Below are 15434 nucleotides of genomic sequence, written 5' to 3'. Positions count from 1 at the left end.
TCGCAAAAACGCTGTTTTCGAAATAATCAATTAATTGATCGAGATGTGATTGACGGCCTGATTTTAACTGACTAGTCTGCACAGTCATCGGGGCGTTCAATATCGAAACGACTACCGGCGCAGGCCGCAAAGACGGCATTCATGGAGACACAAAATGGTCAATCACAAACGCCGTAAACGTTTGCTGAAACTGCTCGCCGAACATACCACGGCCACTGTGCCGCAACTGGTCGAGTGGCTCAGCGCTTCCCCCGCAACGGTGCGCCGCGACATCAGCTGGCTGGCCACGCGCAACCTGCTGACCCGCACACGCGGCGGCGCCGCCAACCTGGAACAAAAGAAGCGCTGCTTCGCGCTTTCCAGTGAAACTTTTCAAAACAATATCCAGTGTTACGGCGAACGCAAACGCGCCATTGCCCGCCATGCCAGCACGCTATGCGTGGATGGCGAAACGATCATCATCAACGGCGGCACGACCACCTTCATGATGGCCGAGTTTTTGGTCGACAAGCACCTCAAGATACTGACCAACTCCTTCCTCATGGCTGAGCGCTTGCTGGTGTCGAGCGAGAATGAAATCATCCTTCCCGGCGGCACTGTCTACCGCGAACAAAACGTGATTCTCAGCCCATTTGAGAACGACATTACCCAGCACCATTACGCAGCCAAAATGTTCATGAGCGTGCATGGCTTGTCGCTGCTCGGCCTGATGGAAGCGGACCCGCTGCTGATCCAGGCCGAAAAACGCTTGATCGGCCAGGCGGAAGAATTGATCGTGCTGGCCGACAGTTCCAAGTTCGCCAAGAAGGCCGGATTGATCCTGTGCGGTCTTAACCGTGTGTCGACGGTGATCACGGATACCTATGCGACCGATTCCGCCGTTCAATTGCTTGAGCAATCGGGCGTAAAAGTGATCACAGTGGCGCCGGAAACATTGCCGCCACAAGCGAACAGCAGTGCCTTCAATCAAGCCTTCGATCAACGATCCAGCGCGCTCTACCTTTCGGAGACAGCACATTGAGCCTTAAAACACTCCTGGCGGCGACCGTGGCCGTGTCCCTGGTAGTCGCCGTTGCCGGCTGCGCCGAGAAGAAACCGGCCAAAACGCGCATCGCGATGGTCGTCAAAAACCTGGGCAACGGTTTTTTCGATGCCGCCCATGAGGGCGCGCTCGAGGCGGCCGCCGAACTGCGCAATGTCGAGATCATCTACACTGGTCCCACCACACCGAGTGCCGAAGGACAGATTGAGATCATCAACTCACTGATCAGCCAAAAGGTCGATGCGATCGTGATTTCAGCCAACGATCCGAACGCCATCGTGCCCATCGCCAAGAAAGCGATGCAGCGCGGCATCAAGGTCATTTCCTTTGACAGCGCTCTGGCGCCCGAAGGCCGCTTGATGCAACTGAACCCATCGAACGCGCAACTGATCGGGGAAAAACAAGTGCAGATGGCATCCGACGCGATTGGCGGCGCTGGCGATATTGCCATCCTGTCGGCATCGGCCCAGGCGACCAACCAGAATATCTGGATTGGCGTCATGAAAACCACGTTGAACAAGCCGGAATTTGCCAAGATCAAGCTGGTGGCAACCGTGTATGGCGACGACCAGTCCGACAAAAGCTACCGCGAAGCGGTGGGCTTGCTGCGCGCCTATCCGAACCTGAAAGCCATCATTTCGCCCAGCACGGTGGGTATCAATGCAGCAGCCAAGGCCGTGGTGGACGAGAAAATGGTTGGCAAGGTGTATGTAACGGGTTTGGGCTTGCCGTCCGAAATGGCGGGCCATGTCAAGTCCGGCGCCGTCAAGGAATTTGCGATATGGAATCCCATCGACCTGGGTTACGCGGCCACCTACGCCGCCAATGAATTCATCAAGGGCAACCCGAACGCCAAGGCCGGCGGCACGCTGCGCCTGGGCCGGATGGGCGACGTGGCGCTTGACGGCGGCGCCGAAGCCGCGCTGGCGCCACCGTTCACCTATAACAAAGAGAACGTCGACAAATTCTCCAAGGTGTTTTGACGCTTATGTCTGTAATTAACTTGCCCGTCCCCATGCTGGAACTTTCCGGCATCTGTAAACGGTTCGCCGGTGTCGTTGCGCTCAACAATGTGAGCCTGAACGTGCGCGCCGGCGAAGTGATGGCGTTGATCGGCGAAAACGGCGCCGGCAAGTCGACCCTGGTCAAGACGCTGACCGGCATTTACCGGCCCGATGGCGGCACGATCCGCCTTGCCGGAGAAGACATGGTATTCGGCAGCGCGCAGCAAGCCATGCATGCGGGCATCACCGCCGTGCACCAGGAAACCGTCATGTTCGATGAATTGACCGTTGCGGAGAATATCTATGTCGGCCGGCAACCGACGCGGGGCTTTCCGCCGCGCGTGGACTGGGCGCGCATCGAGGCCGAGGCCGAGAAACTGTTTGCTCGACTGGAAGTGACGCTGCCGGTGCGCGCGCGCGTCAAAGACTTGAGCGTGGCGCAGCGACATTTTGTGGAAATTGCGCGCGCCCTCTCGCAAGATGCGCGGGTGGTGATCATGGATGAGCCGACGGCGTCGCTGTCGCAGCGCGAAATCCACGAGCTGTACCGCATCATTGCCCAGTTGAAGGCCGCAGGCACGGCGGTGATTTTCATCTCGCACAAGTTTGATGAGATTTTTGAAGTGGCCGACCGTTACACGGTGCTGCGCGATGGCCAGTTTGTTGCCGAAGGTGCGTTGGCGGACATTACGGAGCCGGAACTGGTGTCATTAATGGTGGGCCGCATCATCCACCAAACCTTTCCCAAGCAGGACGTGGCGCTGGGGGAAACGGTGCTGGAGGTGAATAATTTATGCCATCCGACCGAGTTCGATCAGGTCAGCTTTGCGCTGCGCAAGGGCGAGATTCTCGGCTTTTACGGCTTGGTTGGCGCCGGGCGTTCTGAAGTAATGCAAGCCTTATTCGGGCTGTCCGCTGGCGTCAGCGGCAAGCTCAGCATTGAAGGCAAGCTGGTTCGCATCACCTGCCCCGCCGACGCCGTCAAGCAAGGCTTGGCCTACGTGCCGGAAGACCGCCAGCACCAGGGCGCGCACTTGTCGATGCCGATCGCACACAACATCACGCTGCCGATCCTGGCGAAAATCGGCTTCTTCTTGCGCGGCAAGCGCGCGGTGGAAACGACGATTGCCCGCCATTTCAGTGCCGAACTGGAATTGAAGGCGCATAACTTGCAGCAACTTGTGTCCGAACTGTCAGGCGGCAATCAGCAAAAAGTGGTGCTGGGCAAGTGGCTGGCGACCAGTCCCAAGGTCATCATCCTCGATGAGCCGACCAAGGGCATCGATATTGGTTCCAAGGCTGCAGTGCACCGATTCATCAGTGAACTGGTAACGCGCGGGCTGTCGGTGATCCTGGTGTCGTCAGAGTTGCCGGAAGTGCTGGGCATGGCCGACCGCGTGGTCGTGATGCATCAGGGCCACATCAAAAAAATCTTTTCGCGCATGCAAGCCACACCGGAAAACGTGGTGGCGGCCGCATCGGGCAGCGAACTGGCACAGAAAGAATGCGCATGAAGCTGCTGAAACGACGTGAACTATTGCTGGCGGCACTGATTGGCGCCTTGATCTTGATGGTGGGAATGCGCGCGCCGGTGTTCCTGACGCCCGCCAGCCTGGGCAACTTGCTCACGGACGGCACGCTGCTGGTCATGTTGGCGCTCACGCAAATGTTTGTGATCATCACGCGCGGGATTGATCTGTCGGTCGCGTCCAACCTGGCGCTGTCCGGGATGATGTCAGCCTTGCTGGCAGCAAAGTATCCTGGCTTGCCGCTGGTGGCGGTCATTGCCGTCGCCGTCGCCATTGGGCTTGCGCTGGGTCTCATCAACGGTTATCTGATTGGCCAGCTCGCGCTGCCACCGATTGTGGTGACACTGGGCACGATGAGCGTCTATCGCGGGCTCGTGTTTGTGCTCTCGGGCGGCGCGTGGGTATCCTCGCACCAGATGCCGGCTGACTTTATTGCTTTTCCGCTCAGCCGATTACTGGGCATCACGCACCTGGTCTGGATCGCCGCGCTGGTGATTCTGCTGACATGGTTCATTGCCCGCCACACCCGTTTTGGCCGCGACCTGTACGCCATCGGCAATGAACCGCACTCCGCGCGCTATATCGGCATTCCCACGGCGCGCCGTTTGCTGTGGACGTACGGCTTGTCCGGCGCCATGGCCGGGCTGTGCGGCTATTTGTGGGTGGCGCGCTACGCCGTTGCCTACACAGAAATTGCCTACGGTTTTGAGTTCACCGTGATAGCCGCGTGCGTGATTGGCGGCATCAATATTGCGGGCGGGGTTGGCACGGTCAGCGGTGCGGTGCTGGGCGCGCTGTTCCTCTCGGTGATCAACAACGCCTTGCCGATTGTGAAGGTTTCCCCATTCTGGCAGAGCGCGCTGACGGGCCTGGTCATCCTCACTGCCGTGCTGATCAACGCCCGGGGCGATAAAAAAGGCAGCCGCCAAATCCTGCCGCTGCATCTGGTCAACCCAACCGCCAACAGGAGCGCAGCGTGAGTGCAACCATCACTTTGCCAGCCGCAAGTAAATCGCGCTACACCATCCACGACCGGCCCGCGTTCCAGTGGAAAGCTTTTCTGGGCCGCTGGGAAACTTTGCTGGGTCTGCTGTTCATTGCGGCCTTCGTCACCAACAGCATCCTGCTGCCAAATTTTTTCGACCTGTACAACCTGGCCGATTCCACCTTCAGCTTCAGCGAAAAAGCCCTTATTGCGCTGCCGATGGCGCTGTTGATCATTTGCCGCGAGATCGACATCTCGGTCTCCGGCACGCTGGCCTTGTCATCCGTAGCGATGGGCATGGCGCACGCGCACGGCATGCCGCCGCATGGGCTGATCGTGGTCGCGCTGGCAACGGGGATCCTGTGCGGCAGCCTCAACGGCGTATTGGTGACGCGCTTTGGCTTGCCGTCAATCGTCGTGACCATCGGCACGGTATCACTGTTCAGGGGACTTGCCAGCGTCGTGTTGGGCGACCAGGCGTTCACTGGCTACCCGCAACTGATGAGCGACTGGGGCCAAGGCTATTTCCTTGGCGTGATTCCGCGCGCGTTTGTGATCCTGCTGGTGTGTGCCGCACTGTTTGCCTTTATCTTGCACACCACAAGTTGGGGTCGCCGTATTTTTGCCATTGGCAATAACCCGGTGGCGGCAAGATTTTCCGGCATCCCGGTCGACCGCTATCGCATGATGCTGTTCGTGCTGACCGGCGCCATGGCCGGCCTTGCCGCCTGGCTGCTGACGGGGCGCATCGGCAGCACGCGACCCAACATCGCCATGGGCTGGGAGTTGGAAATCATCACCATGGTCATTTTGGGCGGGGTGCGCATCGAGGGCGGCGCCGGCAGCATTGGCGGCGTCTTGCTGGCCGTGCTGACGCTGGGCATTGTCACCTACGGGCTGTCGCTGGCGAATATCCCCGGCATCATCATGACGATTGTTGTTGGCGTGCTGCTTCTGGTAACCATTGCCCTACCCCGCCTGATGCGCGGACGAAAGACGAACAAATGACGGAACGTGACGCCACGCTGGTACTCGATATTGGCAAGACCAACTGCAAGCTGACGCTGATTGATGTCGACGGCGCCACGCTGGCCGAGCAGCGCTGCCCGAATGCAATCCTGTACGAAGGACAATATCCGCATCACGATACCGAGCGCATCTGGGACTGGATGCTCACCACCTGTCGCGCGTTTGCCAAGATTGCCAAGGTTGGCGCCATCGTGCCGGTGACCCACGGGGCCACTGCTGCCTTGGTGAACAGCAAGTCTCTGGTCCTGCCCGTGCTCGATTATGAAAGTACGTTGCCGGAACAAGTAAACGCGCAATATGGCGAGGTGCGCCCGCCCTTTGAAGAAACGTACTCGCCGGCACTGGCGGCCGGGCTCAACCTGGGGCGGCAGCTGGAATGGTTGTCGACCAGATTTCCTACCGAGTTCGGGCGCGCCCAATACATATTGATGTATCCACAATACTGGGCGTGGCGGTTGTCGGGCGTGTTGGCCAGTGAAGTCACATCGCTTGGTTGCCATACCGATTTGTGGGACCCGAAAAGGCAGGATTATTCGTCACTCGTGGCCCAGCGGGGCTGGCGTGAATTGTTTCCTCCCATTCAGCCCGCGTCTGCGGTGCTGGGGGCGCTGTTGCCTGAACTGGTGGCGCTGACAGGCCTGCCAGCCGATTGCAAGGTCTTGTGCGGGATTCACGACAGCAATGCATCACTGCTGCGCTACCTGGATGGCAACGTTGGCGCGGTACTGTCCACGGGCACATGGGTGATTGCCGCTTCGTTCGGCACCCCGCTTGACGCGTTGTGCGAGCGTGCCGATATGCTGGCCAATACCAATGCACTGGGTGAACCGGTAGCGTGCATGCGCTTCATGGGCGGGCGCGAGTTCGGGGTGCTGGCCGGGCCAAATCCCGAAATGTGCACTTTGCAGGACTTACAGCACATTATCGATGAAGGTATTTTTGCCCTGCCGTGCTTTGCGCAATCGGGCGGACCGTTCAGTGGCCGAGTGGGCTCCATCACAGGACCTCGCCCGCGTACTGCGAAAGAATGGTACGCGCTGGCAACAATTTACACGGCGCTGATGAGCGACTACTGCCTCGAAGCGCTCAATGCGCGTGGCGTCGTTGCATTGGAGGGCAGCTTCAGCGTGAATCCGCACTTCCCGGCGGTGCTGGCGCTCTTGCGACAGGGACAGAAAATAGTCGTGTCCAATGACGCCAACGGGACGATTTGCGGGGGATGGAAACTGCACCGCCAGCTTGCGATTTCTGTCGCATTCAACAGTATTGAAGCGCAAGCGCTCGATTTAGTCGGCTTGCACGATTACCAGGCTCGTTGGCGTGTACTGCTCGACTAGACCTGGGAGAGATGCTTACTCCCGGTCTACCCCAACGCCCAAGACATAGGACGGGCCAAACATATTTGTCCGGAAAATCACCATCTTGTTATCCGGAGAAAATCGCACATTCGGTTCCAGTCGATAATCGTGCTTTGCCATGTTCACCAGCCGTTCGCTCTTGAACACGCCGCCCTGCACATATCCCGGTTCGTCAGTCGCTCCCGGCACCATCACCTTTTGCGGCCGGAACAATTGAATCCACTGCCCATCCGGCGCCTTGGCCACCTGGCCCGGATCGCCGCCATCACCGGCAAATAGTGCCAGGTCGCTCGTTGCGTTGTAGTGAATCGACCATTCATTGCGCTGCAGGCTGTATGCAGTCCGCTTGCCAGCGTCGATATTGACCCCCGCCACGTAAAACACCACGCCCTTCGGATACTGCCAGTCGTACCAGATGGTCTTGCCGTCCTTGCCCCACCATTCATGCCCGGCAATTTCCATCGCCATCGTGCGCTTGTGGACCAGGGTGTTCTGGCTGCCGTCGGTGCGAATGGTCCAGATCCGGTCCACCTTTTGCCACGGACCTTCGTGGCAATACATCAGCAGCGTTGGGTCGGTCGGCGAAAACAACAAGTGATTGACCCAATCCCTTGACTGCAGCAACTCGGTAACCTTACCGGTTTGCAGGTTAATGGTAAACAGCACCAGCGGCGTCCTGGAAGCGAGGCGCTGCTCCATCATGGCGCCCTTGCTGTTCGTTTTGGGCTGGGGCGGTCGCGGTGTGGCCGATACCGGCTCGAAGGTGCCTGCGGCCAGTGTTTCGTCAGCATTAATACTGTCGACCCGTTTGCCTGCCGGCAGCTCGACCAGCTTCTTTTCCAGACCCGTGTCGAAACTTGCTGAGTAAATGCTGGTGATCTTGGTTTCGGAATCTGTCTTCAGGTAAAACACGGAATTGGTTTTCTGGCCGACGGAAATCGTATGCGGCCGGTTGCGGCCCGGCCCGGCAGGCACCAGCAAGCGCGTCTTGCGGCTCGCCATGTCCAGCGCATGGATGCCGGCCGGCGAGTTATACACCATCGACTTGCCGTCCGGCGTAAACGCGTTATAGTTGAAATACAATGAAGACGAGCCAGGCTCGGGCGTCAGCCGCCAGACGCGGTGACCGGTATCCTTGTCGATCCAGGTGGTGGGGGGAACGGCGGGTTCGGCCCCGCTTGCCACGCGCGCGACCAGCGCCAAGGCCATGATTCCAAAACTGACATTGCGTGACATGCGGACCTGTTTTATCGATGAGGATTAATCGTTGCGCAGCACGATGCGCGTGGGCGCGTCGCGATCCACCGTGAGCTTGCCGTCGGCATGGAACAACTCGGTCACCTGGATCGCACTGCGGCGCTGCTCGGCGCCATCTTTCTTGGCGTCAGGTCCTTGTCTGCCGGGATGGGTGAAGTAAAACAAGTAGGCGCGCCCCCCGCTAACCACCACGTCGGCATGCCCGCCCATGACTTTGTCGTCGGCGCCCTGCCCTGGCTGCTGCAGCAAATTGCCGCTCTGCCGGGTCCAGGTTTTCGCATCGGGCGAACGGTACACGGCCAGGCCATGCCAGACGTCGGTAATCATCCACCAGGCGCCTTTCCACTCGAATACTTTCGGGCCTTCGCCGCCCTGGTCAGCCACGGCGCGGCCGTGATCGGTCCACGTTTTCAGGTCGGTACTGTCGGCGTAGTAAATCGACTTGTTGTCTTTCTCGTTGTTGTACCACATGCGCCAGGCGCCCCCGGGCAGGCGCGCTACTGCGGCGTCGATGACTTTTTCGTTGGCCAGCTTGAGCGTCTGCGCGTTGTCCCATTTCAGCAAGTCGGTGCTGGTCAGGTGCACGATATGGCGCGGGTGGTTCCAGTCGGTAAAGATGCCCGGAACCAGGGTCAGGAACATGTGATACACGTCATCGTCGGCGCGCACGATGTCCGGCGCCCAGTGCGTGGCATCCTTGCCGCCAAGTTCGATTGGCAAGGTGATGTCGGCCGTGCCGACGTAGTGCCAGGTGGCGCCTTCGTCGCTGCTCTCGGCAATCCCGATCCGGGTGCCGTGCACCCAGGATACGCCGGGCAGTTCAGTCGCGGTGGCGCGGCGGCTCGTATAAAACATCCACCAGCGGTCTTTTGCAACGTTGCGCACCAGTACCGGGTCAGCCGCGCCATCGAACAGCGGGTCGCGAAACAGCGGCTTGGCGGCAATCTGACCGCGGTCGGCAACCGGTTCGCCAAAGTCGGGGCTGCCGTCAGCGCGCCAATTGATCACTTGCGCGCGCGTGTTGCGGTTGGGATCGAGCAGCGAGTCACCCTTGATGTCGCGGTAGTTGCGGGCGTGGTAGACCAGCACGTCGGTCTTGCCGTCGGGTGTGGTGGTAAAGGCGTTGTGGCCGGGGCCGTACTGCCCGTTCGCAGCACTGGTGACAAAGACCGGGTCGCCCGACTTGCGCCAGGAGGCGACGTCGAGCAGCTCGGCGCCGGCATCGGCCGTCAGCAAGCCCATGCTGTAGCTGGCGTCCGTTGCGCTGGCCGAATAGGTAATGAAGACCTTGCCGTTCCTGAGCAGCGCGGCAGGCGCCTCATTGACGAGGAATTTGACCTTTTCCCACTTGTGCTCGGGCGTTGACAATTGCACGGGGGCGCTGCTGATGGACGTAGGCGTGTCCATCTTTGCGATGTAGATATTGGTTGCAGGCAGATCTTTTTCAGGCCGGCGCTGGGTCCAGACCAGGTAGCGCTGGCCCGCGTTGCTGAAGGTGGTGGCGTCCAGGGTGAAGCTTTCCCAGCCAGTTTTGAGCTGGCCGCGCTCGGTCCAGGTGCCTTCCATGGGGTTGGCTGACGTGTTTTCAATCACGTACAGGCGGATAGCCCATTTGTCTTCAGCGGTACCGGCGGTAAAGTACATGAACCACTTGCCGTCGATAAAGTGCAGTTCGGGCGCCCAGATATGGTTGCCCATGGGGCCGCTGGCGTGCTTGCGCCAGATGACCTTGGTGTCGGCCTTGCCCAGTTCGTCCAGCGTGCGGGCGCGGCGCAGTTCGATGCGGTCGTATTCGGGAACGGTCGCGGTAAAGTAGTAGTAACCGTCGGTGTGCAGCGTCACGTGCGGGTCGGCACGCTGGCGCACCAGGGGGTTGGCGAATTCGGGACTTGCGGCGCTTGCGACGGTGCATGTCAATAGAAGGGCGCAGGTGAACCAGCGCAGGATAGCAGTCATTGATCAGGCTCCAGGCAAAGCTCGTATTTTATGCAATGGCAACGGTACCGCGGGTGTTTCTGCGAAACAATCATCGCAATGCCTGGTTTAGGGGTAAAGCTGGTATCGGACGGGGCCATTCCGCTGCGTGGTCCTCGCGCAGCGGTGTTGCAAACGTTTTAGGACCAATTCCTTGCACAAAAATGTGCCGTCAAATGGTCGCGAAACGCCTTGCAACACACTCCCGCGCAAAACCGCTTATTTGCGGCGTTTCACGCCCATCAGTCCCATCAACGCCAGCCCCATCAGCGCCAGGCTGGTTGGCTCCGGCACGCCGACCGTGACCTGGTCGAATGCGGGCGCACTAAAGCCGCTCTGGCGATTGGCGCGCGAGTAGGAAAAATAGCGCACTTCGTCAAAACCGCTCAGGTCGAACAATCCCAACACCGTTCCATCGCCGCCGCTAAAATTGCCCATCCCCGTCTGCACATTATTATTAAACGTCCTCCAGAAACCATTCAGGCTCGCATACGAGGTCCCCGCTGCAAATTCAATGCCCTGCATATCGGCGCCATTGGCTTTCTTCACGCTCAAATAGGCGCCTTCGCCGGCCGTGGCCATGTAATTGCCCTCGAACGAAGAACTCAATTCGCTTGGGTCGTCGTAGCAATTCGCGCCCGCGTAACCGCAGTTATTATTGGCAGCCGATCCGGTAAAGCTGAACAGTAGACCATTTTCAATATATTTGTTTGCCAGCGATACGTTGGCAGCGAAGTTGGCGCTGTTGGTGACTGTTTTCACGGCCGATCCTGCGCCGAAGGTTTGCACCACCCCAGCCGAGGCCGTCATCATCGCCGCTGCCGCGCTCACGCCCACTACCAACTTCAGTAAAACATTCTTCATTATTTTCTCTCTGTCTGTTTGGCGGGAAGCCGCAGCCGCCCGCCTGTTCTAAAAACTCAAGGTGTACGAATCAGATCAACCGCATCGACGGCATAACCCGGACTCAAAAACGTGGTTCCGCTCGAACCACTGATCACGCTCAGGTAAGCCACGTTCTCCCCCACCACCAGCTCGCTGGCCGGAATGTTAAAGCTGTACATGGTGTTGTTGCCGCGGTAGGTGCCCACGGTGAGGGTGCGGCTGTTTGGCTGCGCCGACGCCGCCGGGTTGGGCGAGACCCAGCCGTTGACCTGCGCTTTGGGCCGTCCGCCGGCAAACGCCGTCGTGATGCCGGCGCGTAGCGTCAGCGGTGCGATCTGGCTCTTGCGCAAATTGAACTTGATGGTGACAAAACCGTTTACGCTCTTCCACTGGTAGGCGGGGAACTGGGCCGGCGTGGAACTGCCAATTGTGTAGTCGCCGGTAAGCCATGAGCTCATGCGCGGATCGGACGGGTGCATCGTCGTCAGCTTGGCGCCATTCAAAAATTCGGCCGGGCTGCCATCAAAGTCGCCGATGCGCCACAGCGGCGGCGCCGCACTCGGGTCGGCCGCGATGGCGAACGGCGCAAACGGCGTGGTGGCGCCGGCGGTCACCTTCACGCTACGCGTGTCGACCTCGAGTTCGTTCTTGTAGACCTTCATCGTATAGTCGCCCGGCAGCATGCCGGTGCTGCTGAAGTGCCCGTCGACGGGATCGACGTCGGTCCAATACTGGGCGCCGGCGTTGGAAAAGCCCACCGTGTAGGCGTGGGTCGTATTGCGTCCGCTGATGCCGCCGCCCGCTACCGCGCCGCGGCCCGCAGGACCCACGTAACCGAGCAGGTCGAGGCTGCCGAAGAACGACGTATCGACAGCGCCGGGCGGCGTGCCATCGTTGAACACCATCGTGTACGCATTGAGGCGATTGAACCGGTACGCCTCGGTCTGCGCTTCGCCATAGTTGACGATGTAGGTGATTTCCTGGTTGGTGGACGTGGCCTGGTTCAGCAGGCTGCGGTAGAACGGGCCGCCCGAACCGCCTTCCTGGTTGTCGCGCACGATCCACACGCCTGCCGTGTTGCTGGTCGCGCCAATGTACTTCCAGTCCTTCAGGCGCATGTTGGAATAATGCTTGGAGCGCGTTTCGCCATTGGGCAGGCTGAAAATATCGCCCGACTCCACGGTGCCGGTGGTGCCGCGCAGGTCCGACGGTTGTGGGCTGAACGGCAGCGCATTGATCGGTATGCGCGCGATGAATCGCACCAGGTTCAGCGTGCTCGGCTCCGTCGTGAAGTAAGTACCCATGTAGATCTTCGGGTCGCCGCGCTTGGCGATGTAGTAGTGGGTCAGGTTGCCGCCTTTGACGGTTACCTTGACGTAGTCATGGCCAATGCTTTCGGCGGTCACTGTGACGGCAGACACGCCCGTGTACAGGAAGTCGAAGCCGGAATTGACCTGCGTGCCCCGGCTCGGATCCTGGTACTGCACACCGTTGTAGACCATGGAAGCGATATCGCCGGCCGAACGCGTGCTGGCGCCGTCATCGAAACGGCGTATCTTGAATACCAGGCCAGCGCCGGTGTCGATGGTGTAGAAGGTGGCGTCGGTGGTCAGCCCGAAGGAGCCGACCACGGCGGCGAGCATGGCCGGTTTTTGCTGGGGCGCGGCGGGGCCAGCATCGCTGCCGCCGCACCCGGCCATCATGGCCGATAGCGCGACCAGGGCGGTGGCCGACCGGATTAGGGTTGTTCTCATTTTGTCTCCATTGTTTGTCGAGGGCCAGGCCGGATTGCCCGCACCGCACACGCGACCCGATCCACCCGCGCGCCCCGGGAAGGCCTGCGGTACATGGGTTTCTTGTTTTGGAATGTGTGCATCAGTATTGGGTTGTCGTTACATTGCAGTCAATCGCGCGGCGGTAACTTTTAAAAAGAATCACGGGCGTGATCGGAAATCGAGCGCAACGGCAGATGGTCAGGAACACGCACTGCGCACTCACGCGCCTGATTATTTGCCGGGCGCCCTATGCCTGCGACCGGCTTGTCACTAAGCTCGCTCGCATGATCCCCGCTACCTCCGCCGCATGAAGCACCTTCCCCTCGCCGCGATCGCCTGCCTCGCCCTGCCCGCCGTCGCGCAAACCGTCGCTGCAAACGCGGTGGTCAAAAAGCCGCCTCCGGTTGTCGCGGCAGGCATTGAACCGGTCGTCAACGTCAGCGCGCAGCGCCCTACCAACCGGGTCGATCGCCAGGTCTACGACGTCAAGTCCGATGTGGGCGCCAGTAACGGCTCGGCCGCCGATGCACTCGCCAATATCCCCTCGGTGGCGGTGGACCCGGACGGCACAGTCACCCTGCGCGGCAGCACCAACGTGCAGGTGCTCATCGACGGCAAGCCGTCAGCGATGCTGCAGGGCGATAACCGCGGCAATACGCTCAACGCGATGCCGGCCGAAGACATTGAATCGGTGGAGGTCATCAACAACCCCGGTGCGCAGTTCGGCAACGAGGCGGGCGGCGGGCCTATCCTCAATCTGGTCATGCGGCGCACCCGCAAGGCCGGCGGCTATGGTGCGCTGAGCGCCAACGCGGGTTCGGCCGGGCGCTACAACGCATCGGCCTCGGGCAGTTACAATAGCGGCCGGCTCGGCGTCCAGGGTACAGCCCACCTGCGCCACGACGGGCGCAACGACCTGGCCGACGCCGCGCGCGTGCGTATCGACCCGGTCACGCGCGCGGCCAGCCGCACCAGCCAGGCCACGCGGAACCAGGGCTTGAACGACTCGGCCGGCCTGAATGCAACGCTCACCTACAACTTGGGCGAGAAGGATACGGTCACGAGCAGCGTGGCTTTCATGGAGCGCGGCAACGAGCGTGATGCGGTCAACCGCTACATCAGCTTTGGCGGCGATGGCAGCGTGGCACGCGATTACGCGCGCACGTCGCGCACCGCCGGCGGCAGTAAAAGCGTCAGCTGGGATGCCCGCCTCGATCACAAGGGTGCGGTCAGCGGCGAATTGGCCAAACTCGACATGCGCGTATCGTCCACTGCCAACGAGAGCAACAACGCATACCTGAACACGGCTACGCTGGGCGCATTCAACCCGGCCGACGCGCGTGGACGGGATGCCAGCCGGACCGGGACCACCATTGTCGATGTGACGGGCGACTATGAGCGGCCGCTCGGCAGCAGTTTTCTGAGGGTTGGCTACAAGGTCGCCAGCAACAAGAACACCTTCGATACGCGCTACCTCAACATCGACAACACTACGCTGGAAGAGCGTCCCAACGGCGCGCGCAGCAACCGCTTTGCGCTGCACGAAATGATCCTGGCAGCCTACGGGTCATACACGATGCGCCTGGACCAGCGCTGGGGCCTGGTCGGCGGCCTGCGCGTTGAACGCACGGACCTGGATATCGCCCAAATGACGGGCGCCCTCAAGGCCAGCAATCACTACCTGAATGTGATTCCCAGCTCCTTCATCAGTTACAACGCATCGGGAGACACCGATTTTCGTTTCAGCTACGCGCGCCGCATTCGGCGCCCTGGCGCGAACGACCTCAATCCCTTCGTGGTGTACCGCGACGAATTCAATGTCTCGGCGGGCAATCCAAATCTGAAGCCCACCACTACCGACGCGTTCGAGCTGGCGTATGAGACCAAGTTCGGCCCCATCGACACCAACCTGCGCGGCTATTACCGCAAGGACAGCGGCCTGATTTCGGAACGCAAGCTATTCATCGGCGAGACGGTGTTGCTGACCACGCGCGACAACGCGGGCACCAACCGGGCCAGCGGACTCGAATTCACCTTGCGCGGCAAACTGATGCCCCGATTGACGCTCAACGCGTCGGGCAACCTGGCCTATACCGAACAGAGGATTGTTAATCCGGGCGCTAATGCGGGGTCAAGCCCCGATGCGAAGCGCAGCGCGCCTTCGTTCGGCGGCAATGCCCGCCTGCGCTACGATTTACCCAATGGCGGCCAGGTACAGCTGTCGGTCAATGCACAGGGCAAGGCCTTGTCGCGCCAGGGCTACCGGCAGCCCAATGCCACCGCCAACCTGAGCCTGCGCCATGCGTTCACGCCAGCGTTGAGCCTGGTGATGAACGTGACCGATGTTTTCAATACCAACAAGATAGAAACGATTACCGATACCGACCTGCTCCAGGAGACGAACACGCGCAGGTCGGATGGTCGGCTTGTGTATGTTGGCTTAAGCTACCGGTTTGGCGGCGTGGCCCAGCGCAGGGGACCTGCCGGCGCGCGCCGGAGCCAGCCAAGCACATGAGACGTGGGGGCAGTTCGCCGCCGCGCGCGCAAGGGCCACAACCCTTATTTACGCGAATACACCTTATCCTGTCAATCAAGA

Annotated in this window: 11 protein-coding genes; 7 read left to right on the top strand and 4 right to left on the bottom strand. The window is 60.4% G+C overall.

The window, feature by feature from the left end; translation table 11 throughout:
• The first annotated feature begins 154 nt into the window (after nt 1-154).
• From ACP7D4_RS11515 to ACP7D4_RS11490, 6 genes are read left to right on the top strand one after another with little or no spacing between them, the layout of a single operon-like run.
• Complete coding sequence (locus ACP7D4_RS11515; RefSeq protein ID WP_426104516.1) at nt 155-1021, top strand: DeoR/GlpR family DNA-binding transcription regulator; 867 nt, start codon at nt 155-157, stop codon at nt 1019-1021.
• Entirely contained in the window at nt 1018-2025 is a 1008-nt protein-coding gene (rhaS, locus tag ACP7D4_RS11510) for a rhamnose ABC transporter substrate-binding protein (protein ID WP_426104514.1), read from the top strand. Before ACP7D4_RS11515 ends, rhaS begins: the two co-directional genes overlap by 4 nt.
• Before the next feature lie 5 nt (nt 2026-2030).
• A complete protein-coding gene (locus ACP7D4_RS11505) occupies nt 2031-3560 on the top strand; it encodes a sugar ABC transporter ATP-binding protein (protein ID WP_426104512.1) in 1530 nt (509 codons plus the stop codon).
• A complete protein-coding gene (locus ACP7D4_RS11500) occupies nt 3557-4555 on the top strand; it encodes an ABC transporter permease (protein WP_426104510.1) in 999 nt (332 codons plus the stop codon). The genes ACP7D4_RS11505 and ACP7D4_RS11500 overlap by 4 nt, the downstream gene beginning before the upstream one ends.
• A complete protein-coding gene (locus ACP7D4_RS11495; protein ID WP_426104509.1) occupies nt 4552-5568 on the top strand; it encodes an ABC transporter permease in 1017 nt (338 codons plus the stop codon). Before ACP7D4_RS11500 ends, ACP7D4_RS11495 begins: the two co-directional genes overlap by 4 nt.
• The gene (locus ACP7D4_RS11490; protein WP_426209190.1) at nt 5565-6926 is read left to right on the top strand and encodes an FGGY-family carbohydrate kinase; all 1362 of its coding nucleotides are present in this window, start codon (nt 5565-5567) and stop codon (nt 6924-6926) included. Before ACP7D4_RS11495 ends, ACP7D4_RS11490 begins: the two co-directional genes overlap by 4 nt.
• A gap of 15 nt (nt 6927-6941) precedes the next feature.
• Here the strand turns inward: ACP7D4_RS11490 and ACP7D4_RS11485 are convergent, their stop codons facing one another.
• The 4 genes from ACP7D4_RS11485 to ACP7D4_RS11470 form a co-directional block, all read right to left on the bottom strand.
• Nucleotides 6942-8183, bottom strand: coding sequence for an oligogalacturonate lyase family protein (locus ACP7D4_RS11485; protein ID WP_426209188.1), 1242 nt, complete (start codon nt 8181-8183; stop codon nt 6942-6944).
• A gap of 24 nt (nt 8184-8207) precedes the next feature.
• Nucleotides 8208-10160, bottom strand: coding sequence for a family 43 glycosylhydrolase (locus tag ACP7D4_RS11480; protein WP_426209187.1), 1953 nt, complete (start codon nt 10158-10160; stop codon nt 8208-8210).
• A gap of 237 nt (nt 10161-10397) precedes the next feature.
• A complete protein-coding gene (locus tag ACP7D4_RS11475; RefSeq protein ID WP_426209186.1) occupies nt 10398-11015 on the bottom strand; it encodes a PEP-CTERM sorting domain-containing protein in 618 nt (205 codons plus the stop codon).
• An 83-nt stretch (nt 11016-11098) separates the two neighbouring features.
• Nucleotides 11099-12817, bottom strand: coding sequence for a rhamnogalacturonan lyase B N-terminal domain-containing protein (locus ACP7D4_RS11470; protein ID WP_426209184.1), 1719 nt, complete (start codon nt 12815-12817; stop codon nt 11099-11101).
• A 328-nt stretch (nt 12818-13145) separates the two neighbouring features.
• Between ACP7D4_RS11470 and ACP7D4_RS11465 the strand changes: the two genes are divergently transcribed.
• Nucleotides 13146-15353, top strand: coding sequence for a TonB-dependent receptor domain-containing protein (locus tag ACP7D4_RS11465; protein ID WP_426209183.1), 2208 nt, complete (start codon nt 13146-13148; stop codon nt 15351-15353).
• The last annotated feature ends 81 nt before the right edge of the window (nt 15354-15434 follow it).

Origin of the sequence: Massilia sp. TWP1-3-3 (genome assembly GCF_049897805.1) — a bacterium.
Lineage (GTDB): Bacteria > Pseudomonadota > Gammaproteobacteria > Burkholderiales > Burkholderiaceae_D > Telluria_A.
This window is presented reverse-complemented; position numbering and strand designations above follow the sequence as displayed.